Raw genomic sequence first — 11,942 nt, 5'->3', positions numbered from 1 at the left:
TATTTTAGAAACACTAACAAAAAACCAAGAATAATGAGAAAAGGAATATTCATGATGCTCGTTGGACTGTTGTTCATCGCAACTAGTTGTTCATCAGGAGGCAAAGAAATTAAATTTGACTTAGAAGCAAAAAGCGGTAGCAAAGTTACGGGAACTGTAAGTTTTACAGAAACTGAAGAAGGAAAAGTGAAAATGGTAGCTATTATGGATGGTTTAACTCCTGGCGTTCATGCAATTCACATTCATGAAAAAGCTGATTGTACTTCTGCTGACGGAAAATCTGCTGGAGGACACTGGAATCCAACTGGACAACCACATGGAAGATGGGGCGCAAAAACTGGATACCACAGAGGAGATATTGGAAACTTTGAAACAGAAGATAACGGACAAGCTACAGTTACTTTCTCAACAGATGAATGGTGTATTGATTGTGACGATGAAACTAAAAACATTGTTGGAAAATCGATCATTGTTCACGCAGGTGTAGACGATGGAAAATCGCAACCATCTGGAAATGCTGGCGCACGTGTAAGTTGCGGCGGAATTATTAAATAAAACGTAAAAAAATAGTATATTGATAAAGCTACTTTGAAAAAAGTGGCTTTATTTTGTATAGAATTAAAATGAACATGAACCCATCTGCTAAAGGCTGGATCAAAAAATTATTAGCCGAATACCATTCTAAGGAAACAACGCCTGTTACCTACTCGCTTGATGATTTGTATAACGAATTGAAAGTTTGTGGCTTTGTGTATGGAACCAATTTAAAAGCAATTTTCGATATTGTTGAAGATACCGATCTTACTCATGAAGAATTGTGTAAGACAAACATGATTCTTTCTTTTTATTTTATTCATAAGAGTTATGGTTCGGAACGTGTTTTTGTAGATTCCGTCACTGATTTCTATAATATTATAGATGATTTTAAAAGTTCATTTTTTCAAGAATTATTTTTGGGGAAAAAGAAGTCGTATGACCTGCTGGAAAGCATGATTAATAAGCGAATTGCTATTGATGATAATGTCATTACAAAAAACTTCAATTACCTCATTACCAATACACTTCTATTTGTAGATGTTTTAGCGTACGAAAAGTATTTACAATCTGGCGAAGTTACCGATCAGTATTTACGTGACTTGGAAGCTACGATTGAAACGATCATTTTTGCTGCTTTAGATTTAAAAACAGAGAAAACTAAATACGATAAAAGTTTAATTAAACTTTTCGAATCTTCTTTCCGTTATGACCATAGAGAGCGATTGAGTTATGAGGAAGTGATTAAAAATGTTTCCAATCAACTCACAAAATATTACATCGTCGATTTGGTTTGTATGACCTTTTGGACAGACAAGATTATTGATGATGATGAGCATGCTTTTTTAGAGCGTTTAGGAAACGATTTGCAACTCACCAACGAAGACCTTATGAAGGCTTCGGCTGATATTGTTACTTTTTACACCGAACATAAAGATGAAGTTGCGTTATTAAAATCGCGCAATATGATTCAGAGTTTTTATGAGAACTCTAGCAACATGGTAAAGAAGCTCATCAACCGAAATAAAAAACGTTTGGGTACGGAATTGTATGAAAGCAAAGAGTTGATGATTTTATTGACACAATCTACTACACGATCACTTTCTGATGAAGAACAAAAACGTGTAAAAGAACAATTGTTAGATATTTTTAAAAGTATTCCAAGTTTGGCAATCTTTATGCTTCCTGGCGGAATGTTATTGTTACCAATTGTGATTAAATATATTCCGAACATTTTGCCTTCTGGTTTTGACGATAATCGTTTGGATGAAGAGGAAGAAGAATAATTTTTTAACCACTTTACTTTTAGATTGCTGCACTTGTATTTTGGATGATCGATTTGAAGTTTTGTAAATCTTCTAGTTCTCCTCCCAAAATATATTTTTGAATTGTATTTCCTGCATCACTTACTTCTTTTTCAACATACAGAAAATGAGGTTCTACAAACGCTTCTATTTCTTGTAGCGTGTATTTTTCATGTACAATATCAAGTGTAATTCCTATTCTGTAAACAGAAAACCCATCAGTATCTTTCAAATCTTTGTAGATGTAATCTTCCACTAGTTTATACTGAGTTGAAACCTTAAATTTTTCAAGTGAGCTAATAGTACAATTCTTCATGTATAAAAAATAAGTATTATTCGTTTACGCTATCCTTGTGAATGCAACACTGATCATCTTTGCAGCGACAATATTTTCTATTATAAAAATGAAGAAACACCAAGCCTAAAGAAGGAACATAAATAGCAGACTCTGGTATAGAAAACCATTGTGCTTTTTCATTGACTATGATTACACTTAAAAACAACCACGTACTCCATAATGCAAACTTCATCCACTCTTTACTGGTTGATTTTACCGACCAATAAATAGCAAAGAAAGAAATTACTAGAAAAAATATATCTAGAGCTTTCCACCAAACTGGAACCGAAGCTTCACAGCAAATCATTTGTGATTGAACTATGAAAAGTAAAGGTGTAGCCAAGCAGTGCACTAAACATAGACCGCTTGCATATATTCCTATTGTATCTGACTTTTTTTTGTATAAAACCATATTCTTTAATGCAACTAAGTTGCAAAAGTAATTATTTTTTTTGCTAATGCAACTAAGTAATCTTAATTTTGTTTTATGGGAGTGATAAGAAAGACAAAATCTGTTCAGACTATAGTAGACATTTTTGACGAAAATAAAGATGCGCTTTCTGTAGTGAAACTTATTGATTTTTTAAAAGACAAGATGAATAAGACAACTATTTACAGAATTCTTGAGCGCTTGGAAAGTGACGGTATTGTACATTCATTTATGGGCAAAGATGGTCTTAAGTGGTACGCTACTTGTACGAGTGGTTGTACAGCTTCTCATCATTCAGATATTCATCCACATTTTCAATGTCAAGATTGCGGTAAAGTAGATTGTTTGTCAGTTACCATGAACATTCCCAAAATACCCAATAGAACCATTGATTTTTCTCAAATATTACTAATTGGCAGATGTGAAAACTGTTTGTAATATTTTTCACGACAACCATGTATCCTTCAATTTGGCAAAAAAACCATTGCACTTCCAAACTAATGAAAGCACAATGGATACTATCGCAGTGCTAATCAACGATACTTTTACTTTTCTAAATTATTTTTATAGGTCATTCTACTTATGAATTATCTTGTTTATAAAAACCATTGCACTTCCAAACTAATGAAAGCACAATGGGACTATCGCAGTGCTAATCAACGATACTTTTACTCTTCTAAATTATCTTCTTTACCATAGTTTTATATTGGCGTGCTGCCATAGCAGCAATGGTTTGTTTTTCGTCACGATTTGTATAGTGTACTCCAAAATCTAATGGTGCTGGTTGTGCATTAAAACTATTATCCAAACCTATAGTTCGATTAAAAAATTGAGGCTTTTTTAGGTTTCAATACAAAAACCAACAACATTATTACAAAGCTCATCCCGAGTAATCCTATAATTCTCACATAGGTTTCGCCATTTTTATAAGCGTATTGAAACGCAGGAAGATTTTTATAATCACTCTTTTTAAACTTTTGATTGTTGAACATAAACGGAATAAAAGATTCTCTCCACTTTTGCGCAAATTCCAAACTTTGATATCTAAACTGTTGATAGTCTTTTTCAGATGTTCCTGCCAAATCATTTAATGCATTTTGAATGGTCAATGCTGGTGAAAACCAACTAAATGTGTTTGCCCACTCATGCTGATATTGAAGCTGTGTTTCAAACTTTTTAACTACTGGATTTAATTCTTTCTTAACAAGATTTTGCGTTGCCATATATCGATGATAGAAGTTTCTTGTTTGTGTACTATCATTAATTGCATATTCTGGATGATCTCTTAAATAGCTATCTAAAATTTCATCTTGCTTTTTTGTCGCTTCTGCTTTTAACGTACGCATCTTATTGAGCATTAAACTACGCGAAGGCATTGGATAGAATGTATTGCTTAATTGGTTTAAGATCGATGGTGATAATAACACAAATAACACCCAAAAACCGATGAGTACAATTGCGTTTTTAGCAGAACTATGAATCCAAATGTTTGTTGCAAAAGCCAATACAAACCAAAATAAAGCATATACGATGATGTATAGTAGCAAGCTGATTAATGCGGTTCCATTGGTTAAAAAATCAAATGAAAAAATGGCAAAAACGAGCAAAAGCGTAATACTAATACATAAAACTAGCCAAAAAAAGCGCAATCCTAACTTCTGTAAAACCCAGGTTCGGATACGTATAGGTTGAGAAGCTAATAGTTTTAAGGTTCCGCTTTCACGTTCAGAAGCTAATACATTAAATGAAAAAGCTATGATTAAAAGCGGAAGCAGATATATGATGACAAATGCCAAATCGAAACTCCCAAAAAGTAATTGTATAGGACTTGTCATTTCTGTGTAACTAATGGAAAGATCGTCACCTGTAACGGTTGGTCTTACATAATGCGTGAATAAGTCTGATTGACCAGTTGCTATAAAAGCTGTTGATTTTGGCGGCATACTTACAACTCTTGGCAACCTATTTCCTATCACAATAGGTCTTGATGGCAGTGTCCATCGAGATCTATTTACTTTATGCCCTTTTTCAATAGAATCTAGTACACTTAGCGTTTCTTTTTCTTCTGTTTCAAAATCTGTCAAAGCAGTTTTTATGTTTCCCTGGCGTGCATTTACTTTTTGAATACCATTATATACTGCAAATCCGAAAAGTAAGAGTAACAAAATACTTAGTAATTGAATCCAACGATTACGAATTAGTAAGAGCCATTCATATTTAAAGTTATATCGTAACATTTTAAAGTGATTTAGAAGTGAAAAACAACAGTGTAAAAGAGCCAAATAACCAAACTAACATAATGATGATACTAGAAGTATTGGTTTTAATCGTTTCTAGCAATGATGGCGGTTCATACTTGAATTTTGGCAATAGTTTCCAAAAACCAGCACTAGCTTTAAAGTTCCATTCGCCCAACTTCGATTCTTTTGCAAAATGATCGTTCAGAAATTTTTGACTTTGAATCCTATAGTTTTCAGCAGCATCTGCAAAATCCCAATGTGTAGTATAATCGGTTTTCGCAATTGCCATACTCAAAAATCGTGTTGGCAAATACGGTGAAATGGCTGCTATTTTTTGATAGATACTATTTTGATTGGAATATTGTTCCTTTAAATAATTATAATGTTTGAAGTATATTTCGGCTTCATGCTCTTCCCCTTTTTGCATTCTGTAAGCATCATAATTAAAAGGTAACTGGCTCAAACTATCTACTCCATATTCTTTAAGAGTTTGCTTTTCTAGTTCTTTTGCTGCTTTGCTCCAAGGATTGTGTCCATCTAATCCGAGTTTTTTATCTTTAGATATATTCGCACTAAATTCTTGCCGCGTAGGATATGGATATTTATATTCTGCTAGATTACTTGCCATTTTCGGAAGCACCAAACACACTAAAATCCAAACACTTAACGACATCACTAAGGAAATTCCAGATTTTTTTACGGAGGTAGAAATAATCAATATTAAATTGATAAAGATTGCATAATAGATTATATACGTAACAAAAAGTGTGCATAATGATGCCCAACTAAAAACTCGAAAATCGGGTAAGCTGGATAACACAAAACCTGATATTAAAAATAGCAGAAAGGCAATAATAAAAACAGGTAAAAATATTGCAATCCATTTTCCTAAAATTATCTTCCAAGCGATGGCTCCTTGACTGTTTAAGAGTGTAAGTGTTCCTCGTTCTCTCTCTTTAGTTACACTATTGTATGCGACTAGAATAAGTAATAATGGAATGATAAATAGTAAGATAAAATCTGGAGTTAAATCTCCAAAACGAGCCAATCCTGTTTGATCGGAAGCTGCGATAAATTGTGCTTCGTTTCTATTGTGCGCTTCTAAAAAGATAGAAGTTCCTGTGTATTTATCAACACCTTGATCTAGCAAGGACAAAGGATATTTAGGCTTAAACGCATAGGTTCCATAGTGTGCAGCCGAATGCGGATTTTTTTCACCTTGATTATCCCAAACTTCCCTTTCATTTGAGCTAGCCTCTAGATATTGTTTATTTATGTTTTGATAATGTTTTGCACTAATCAATACAGCAATTGCTGTTAAAAACAATACAATGATAAAAGCAATTCTAACACGACCATCACGCCATAATTCTTTCATTTCTTTTTTAAAGGTATGCTGTATCATGGCTATAACGAATTATATGACATTGTTTCTAAGTAACTATCTTCTAATTCTTTAAGTGAAAGTTCGTCAACTGCCCATTGTTGTTTTAGCTGTCCGTCTTTCATAACGCCTATCGTTGTGGCTACTTCTTTCGCACGAAACAAATCATGTGTTGCCATTAAGGTTGCTACACCTCTTTCTCTTAACTTTTGCAATAATTCTCCAAACTCATTACTTGCTTTTGGATCTAATCCTGAAGTTGGTTCATCTAACAATAATACTTTGGCATCTTTTGCTAATGCAATGGCTATACCTACTTTTTGTCGCATTCCTTTTGAATATTTCGCAACAGGTTTATTGAAAGCTGAAGACTGTAATCCGGCTTCTTCTAAAAAAGCTTCTAGTTCTGGTTTATTAAAGTTCTTATTGGCGATTCCTGAAAAATAATCAAGATTTTCTATAGCGCTCAAACTTGGATAAAGCATCAAATTTTCTGGAATATATGCTAAGTGTTTTTTTGTAAGTTTTGGCTTTTCTACAACATTGATATCGTTTATATATGCGCTTCCTAAAGTTGGTTTTATAAAGCCTAATAATAGATTGATTGTTGTCGTTTTCCCTGCTCCGTTAGCGCCTAAAAGACAATATATTTCGCCTTCTTTCACCTCTAAACAAAGTGAATCCAACGCAGTTAAGTCACCATATTTCTTGGTAAGGTTGTTGATAAGTATCATAAATTTTAATATTGAAAATTGCACCTATATTGCACTATAATTCAGTACAGTTTAGGCATTGATTGATGTTTTGGTTGTTAAATTTGACTGAGACAGTTACACGAGTATTAGTAATAGGAATAAATTACAGCTGCTCGCAATATATATTGCAAGTCATTACTCTATAAGTCATGTCTAATCGTAATTGATAAAAAAGTTTATCCTAATGTAGATGCCTTAAATGGCGGAGGTTTATTGAAGAATTTAGAAAAGTGATAAACTCTAATGATTGGATTTTTATACAGTAATGTAATTGGTTTGTGAATAGATTCAACAATACTTGATGTCTCTTCACTTGCAGCTGTATGGTAATCAAATAGGTTTTTCTCATTAGCATCAATGATCAAAAAACAATCTTCACAATCAGCAATTTCATCATGAGAAAACGCATGAGAAATTGAATGCATAATGCCCATTTTTAATAAAATAAAAATGATCAATAATAGCAAACTCTGTAATTTGAGTATGATTGATTTATGAGTCACATTTCAAAACTAAGTAAAATATTTTTAAAACTGTGTTAATATTTTTAAGTGCATATTGTATCTATCATTGAAAATTTAATCTGATTTAAGAATACGATCTAAAATAAAGAAGTTACTCAGAGGCAAAACATCTTTGGAATTAATACTGTTTAGGATTAATTTATAAGTTAGGGTTTTGGATGAAGAGTAAAATTTTATATCCTTGATATTTCCAAAAGGAAAAGCATCCTTTTTGCAAAAGAATGCTTTTGGATTTAGTATACGCTTATGATTGTTTCTTTGCGAACATTCCTGAAAATGGAATTACAATGTTTTCAACCGCTAACCCACCTGATAATCGAATTCCGTTCTCTCCAGTTGTAGTGTCTGTAGATCCTGCACTACCAATATAATGGTTAGGATCGTCTTGAAATCCATCAACAAGTAGTGTTGTTCCTTTGAAACCGCTCGCAACAAAGTGATAGTGAATTGAAACTGGAATATTTACGTCTCCCAATATAAAAAGACCTTTACCTTGCCCATTGCTGTTGTTTGCGTCTGTGATTTGTAATACTGCTCCTGAATCTGCGTTTTCGTATGTTCCTACTAAACTCATAATTTAAAATTTTTAGATTGAATGCTTACTCTATTTTAGGCTTTTCTGCATAACGCCTTTTGCATTATTTATGATTAATACAGTTCGAAGATGACTGATTATCAAGCAAAAAGAAAGATGAATGAGTTACTAGACGAATTTATGAAGTGAATGGACTATACGCTTTAGTGATTGAAAAAAAGGATTCTTTTTTTACATCTTGTATTTCAAGAATTGTAAGCGCTAATTTATGAATCACGAGTAGTTTTTTTTAAAATTCTCAATTTTTGCACCTACTTTAGAGATATTAATTAAAAAACACATCAGATGAAAAAACTTAATTTTAGTATTCTTTTAGCCCTCATTTTTTCTTTTACAATAAACGCGCAAAATGATCATGATAACAACAAAGATCACGGATACGGTCATCATGATCACGGATCTGATTCAAAGTTTAGTATTGTTGGATATGGAGGTGTTGGATATGGAATAGTGGACAATGACAATCAACCTAACTACAACTTAGATGCGAGTACTTTTGATGTTTTATTAAATTATCGCATTGGTAAACGTTATGGAATTGCAACGGGACTTGGATTTAATCAACTTTCTGGAACTGGATTTGATAATGCTGGACAAAATTTTTATCATGAACGTGGTACACTTAAAATTCCACTTTTATTGAGCGGAAATTACAATGTATCGCCAAAAGTACGTTTGGTTGTGAACATTGGTTTTTATGCACAAACTATACTTAAAGATGATTTTAGTTTTGCAGGCAATACAACTATTGGAGACATTTATGAAGGTTGGAATTTTGGATTGCAATCAGGGATTGGAATGTCATATAACTTTAATCAAAAAATCAGTCTTGGATTGATGTTGAATACACAAGGAGATTTTAGCCGATTTGATACTGCATCAGATGTTAACATCACAAATAAACAAAAAATTAAAAGTGTGAATACTGCTGGATTGTTATTTACAATTAACTTATAAACCTTTTAGTTTAGAGCGCTTCGTTTTTAAGATCGTTGCGCTCTTAGATGTTTTTTTTATTTGTTTATTCGAAAATACATTTACATTTATACTTTCAAAGTACTTCTCGATACAACGAATCTCCGATTCGCCACTCGAAGTGACGTTTGGTGTTATACAAACTGATTACTTCGTCACAACTCCTTGTAATGACGTATCGAAATACAACTTTTACTTTTATAATTTAACATTTATAATTCCCAAAGTACTTCTCGATACAACGAATCTGCGATTCGCCACTCGAAGTGACGTAAGTGGTTCTAATTTTTGTTGATTCGTTATTCGTTATTCGTTATTCAAAAATAAGTAAACTGAGCGGAGTCGAAGTTTAGTTCAGCCAATTTTTAAAGTCTTTTACACGTTCTCTACTTACTATAATTTCTTGCTCATTAAAGTGATGCAATTTTATTTGCAATCGGGAGTTGGTGTAGCTTACAATGTCTTGGATATAGCTTTTGTGTACGATGAATTTACGATTGACACGATTGAACGTTGTTATTGGCAAAACGGTTTCTAGGTGAGATAGCGAATAATCTATTGGAAAAGATTGATCGTTTTTTGTGTGAATAAACGTTGTGTTGTGCTCACTATAAAAACAAACAATTTCTTCTAGTTTAATGATTTTAATTTTACGCCCAATCTTCACTACAAAACTCTCTTTGGATGTTGTTTCCTTGGCATAGTGAACTAATTGTTGAATTTCTTCTAATTGATTCGGAATTGATTGAAAGCTCTGTACTTTGGCAATTGTTTCTTGTAATTTTTCGCTTGTAATTGGCTTCAATAGATACGCAATACTTTTATAATTAAAAGCTTGTAATGCATACATGTCGTAAGCAGTAGTAAAAACGATATAGCTTGAAATTTCTACTTCTTTAAAAATATCAAAGATCAATCCGTCACCTAATTTGATATCTACAAAAAATACAGCAGGATGTTCATTTTTACGCAACCATGAAATCGCTCCGTTTACTGAAGAAAGTTCTGCTACAACCTCAACTTCAGCTTCATTTAATTTTCGCGCCAATCTTCTACTTGATGGAATTTCGTCTTCTATAATTAATGCTTTCATGCGTTTTCCATATTTAAAAGTGGCAGTTTTATTGTAAAACTATTGACTTCATCTTCAATAACAACTTCTTTTTCAGTTAAAAAAGCATACCGTTTTTGGATGTTTTCAATGCCTGTTCCTTTTGTATTTTCAACGGTTGTTTTGAGTTGTTTTGTATTTTGAATGATGATATAATCGTTTTGAATCCCAATAGTAATTTGTAATGGTTTTTCTCTTGAAACCTCGTTATGTTTGATGGTGTTTTCAATCACTTGTTGCAACGCCAATGGAATGATATATTGGTTTGAAGCGATTGCTTCTGGCAGAACGTACTGAAATGCTTCTTCATAACGGTATTTCAACAATTCTAAGTAGTCTTTTGAAAACGAAAGTGCGCTTTCTAACGAAACTACATCTTCATCTTCTTGACGCAAAAAATGTCTGTAAATATTTCCTAATGCTTCTGAGAAACGAACTGCCTTTTGCGGATTTTCTTCAATTAAAGCGGTCAATACATTGATATTATTAAACAAAAAATGCGGACTCAACTGACGGCGTAAACTCTCATATTTTTCAGTTTGCTTGCCTATTTCTGCTTTAAAAGCGAGTTGCTCTGTTGAACGCGTTTCGTTAAAGTATAAAAACTGATAACACAACGTACAAATAATTACAAATATGCTCACTTCTCCAATCTCCATAATTAAATACATAAAATTAAAAGTCTTTATAACTATATCATAATCAACATACATGAATAGTTTGAGAAAAGAATATATATTTATTAGAAACTGCATGATTATAAAAATTCCTAATGTAGTTACAATTAGTGAACCTAAAATTGAAACTTTTGTTTCTAAATAGTTATAAAATAATACAACGAGATGCCAGCATATAAAGGCAATGCAAAAATTAAATGCATACTCTTTCCCGATAAGAAAGAGGAAATCAAGACTCAAGTAGTTCGCTCCAACACCTCCATGAACTATATAAAATATAGCTATATAAATTATGTACAAAAAAGTAAGTACCAATGCATACAAAAACACCTTTTTATATATGCTTTTAGTCTTCCATGCTAGTTTCTTAGAAATACTGTTTTTCGTTTTAAAATTATATTTTAAATAGTGAATAATCGCTAGAAAAAACATTATAATACCTACGTAGAAACTTGATTCAAAGTATAATGAAAAGATAGACTTATTTCCTGAATACCTTACGTAATATATAACAGTACATATAACGATAGTAACTAAAATTGGGATTCCAATGGTATACAAAAAATATGGAAAAGGTTTGTGTGTCTTATTTTTTATACGCAACCATTCGTTTGTGACAAAGAATGCTGAAAATAGTATGAAAAGATCAACGATCATTTCTCCAAACCTTTTTAAGAAGTGTACATAGCTATGATCTTCTAAGTTGAGAGAATTCATATATTCTAAGCTGAAAAAAAATAATATTAGAACTGCTGTTGAAAGAAGAATTCTTCCTAATAAAATAAGTGTTCGTTTTGTTGTCATCATACTTGTTTTTAAATTTCAAGTATAAAAGTCAATAAAACAAATATGTTGGTAAAAAAAATGATAGTGAGCTGTTGTTTGGAGCTAGTGAGTTGTTTTTTGTTAGACTTGCTTTACTTCGACTCCGCTCAGCACAAGCACTTTTAGATTGTTAGAGCGCTTTGCTTTTAGGCTTTTTCACTGTTGGCTGTTAAAAGAAATCTTTTTCAATTTAAAATTCAGCATTTAACATTTAGCATTTATAACTTCATAGTACTTCTCGATACAACGAA

Annotated in this window: 14 protein-coding genes; 4 read left to right on the top strand and 10 right to left on the bottom strand. The window is 32.3% G+C overall.

Annotated features, from left to right (window positions below):
* Positions 1-51: 51 nt before the first annotated feature.
* Together ACRBBL_RS23075 and ACRBBL_RS23070 are read left to right on the top strand one after the other, a co-directional pair.
* Positions 52-555 carry a superoxide dismutase family protein gene (locus tag ACRBBL_RS23075; protein WP_431371473.1) on the top strand — a complete coding sequence of 168 codons (504 nt, stop codon included), beginning with the start codon at positions 52-54 and terminating at the stop codon, positions 553-555.
* 74 nt (positions 556-629) lie between these two features.
* On the top strand, positions 630-1,820 hold the full coding sequence (locus ACRBBL_RS23070; protein WP_431371460.1) for an LETM1-related biofilm-associated protein: 1,191 nt from the start codon (positions 630-632) through the stop codon (positions 1,818-1,820).
* A 19-nt stretch (positions 1,821-1,839) separates the two neighbouring features.
* Here ACRBBL_RS23070 and ACRBBL_RS23065 read toward each other — a convergent pair whose 3' ends face one another.
* Positions 1,840-2,154, bottom strand: coding sequence for a hypothetical protein (locus ACRBBL_RS23065; RefSeq protein ID WP_431371459.1), 315 nt, complete (start codon positions 2,152-2,154; stop codon positions 1,840-1,842).
* Positions 2,155-2,170: 16 nt separating this feature from the next.
* Positions 2,171-2,587 (bottom strand): MerC domain-containing protein, encoded by a 417-nt coding sequence (locus ACRBBL_RS23060; RefSeq protein WP_431371458.1) that lies wholly within the window; start codon positions 2,585-2,587, stop codon positions 2,171-2,173.
* A gap of 75 nt (positions 2,588-2,662) precedes the next feature.
* Here ACRBBL_RS23060 and ACRBBL_RS23055 point away from each other — a divergent pair, with 75 nt between their 5' ends.
* Positions 2,663-3,043 (top strand): Fur family transcriptional regulator, encoded by a 381-nt coding sequence (locus tag ACRBBL_RS23055; RefSeq protein ID WP_431371457.1) that lies wholly within the window; start codon positions 2,663-2,665, stop codon positions 3,041-3,043.
* 238 nt (positions 3,044-3,281) lie between these two features.
* On the opposite strand, the gene ACRBBL_RS23050 is transcribed toward ACRBBL_RS23055, so the two are convergent.
* The 6 genes from ACRBBL_RS23050 to ACRBBL_RS23025 form a co-directional block, all read right to left on the bottom strand.
* On the bottom strand, positions 3,282-3,413 hold the full coding sequence (locus ACRBBL_RS23050) for a hypothetical protein (protein ID WP_431371456.1): 132 nt from the start codon (positions 3,411-3,413) through the stop codon (positions 3,282-3,284).
* A gap of 13 nt (positions 3,414-3,426) precedes the next feature.
* The gene (locus ACRBBL_RS23045; protein WP_431371455.1) at positions 3,427-4,842 is read right to left on the bottom strand and encodes a DUF3526 domain-containing protein; all 1,416 of its coding nucleotides are present in this window, start codon (positions 4,840-4,842) and stop codon (positions 3,427-3,429) included.
* Between the two features lies 1 nt (position 4,843).
* Positions 4,844-6,250, bottom strand: a complete 1,407-nt coding sequence (locus ACRBBL_RS23040; protein ID WP_431371454.1) for an ABC transporter permease — start codon at positions 6,248-6,250, stop codon at positions 4,844-4,846.
* 2 nt (positions 6,251-6,252) lie between these two features.
* Positions 6,253-6,963 (bottom strand): ABC transporter ATP-binding protein, encoded by a 711-nt coding sequence (locus tag ACRBBL_RS23035; RefSeq protein WP_431371453.1) that lies wholly within the window; start codon positions 6,961-6,963, stop codon positions 6,253-6,255.
* Positions 6,964-7,160: 197 nt separating this feature from the next.
* Complete coding sequence (locus ACRBBL_RS23030; protein ID WP_431371452.1) at positions 7,161-7,409, bottom strand: hypothetical protein; 249 nt, start codon at positions 7,407-7,409, stop codon at positions 7,161-7,163.
* A 343-nt stretch (positions 7,410-7,752) separates the two neighbouring features.
* Positions 7,753-8,082, bottom strand: coding sequence for a hypothetical protein (locus ACRBBL_RS23025; RefSeq protein ID WP_431371451.1), 330 nt, complete (start codon positions 8,080-8,082; stop codon positions 7,753-7,755).
* Between the two features lie 306 nt (positions 8,083-8,388).
* Here ACRBBL_RS23025 and ACRBBL_RS23020 point away from each other — a divergent pair, with 306 nt between their 5' ends.
* Positions 8,389-9,060, top strand: a complete 672-nt coding sequence (locus tag ACRBBL_RS23020; protein ID WP_431371450.1) for an outer membrane beta-barrel protein — start codon at positions 8,389-8,391, stop codon at positions 9,058-9,060.
* Positions 9,061-9,427: 367 nt separating this feature from the next.
* Here the strand turns inward: ACRBBL_RS23020 and ACRBBL_RS23015 are convergent, their stop codons facing one another.
* Both ACRBBL_RS23015 and ACRBBL_RS23010 read right to left on the bottom strand, forming a co-directional pair.
* On the bottom strand, positions 9,428-10,171 hold the full coding sequence (locus ACRBBL_RS23015; protein ID WP_431371449.1) for a LytR/AlgR family response regulator transcription factor: 744 nt from the start codon (positions 10,169-10,171) through the stop codon (positions 9,428-9,430).
* The gene (locus ACRBBL_RS23010; protein ID WP_431371448.1) at positions 10,168-10,860 is read right to left on the bottom strand and encodes a sensor histidine kinase; all 693 of its coding nucleotides are present in this window, start codon (positions 10,858-10,860) and stop codon (positions 10,168-10,170) included. The genes ACRBBL_RS23015 and ACRBBL_RS23010 overlap by 4 nt, the downstream gene beginning before the upstream one ends.
* Between the last annotated feature and the right edge of the window lie 1,082 nt (positions 10,861-11,942).

Origin of the sequence: Kordia sp. (assembly GCF_050633145.1) — a bacterium.
Classification (GTDB): domain Bacteria; phylum Bacteroidota; class Bacteroidia; order Flavobacteriales; family Flavobacteriaceae; genus Kordia.
This window is presented reverse-complemented; position numbering and strand designations above follow the sequence as displayed.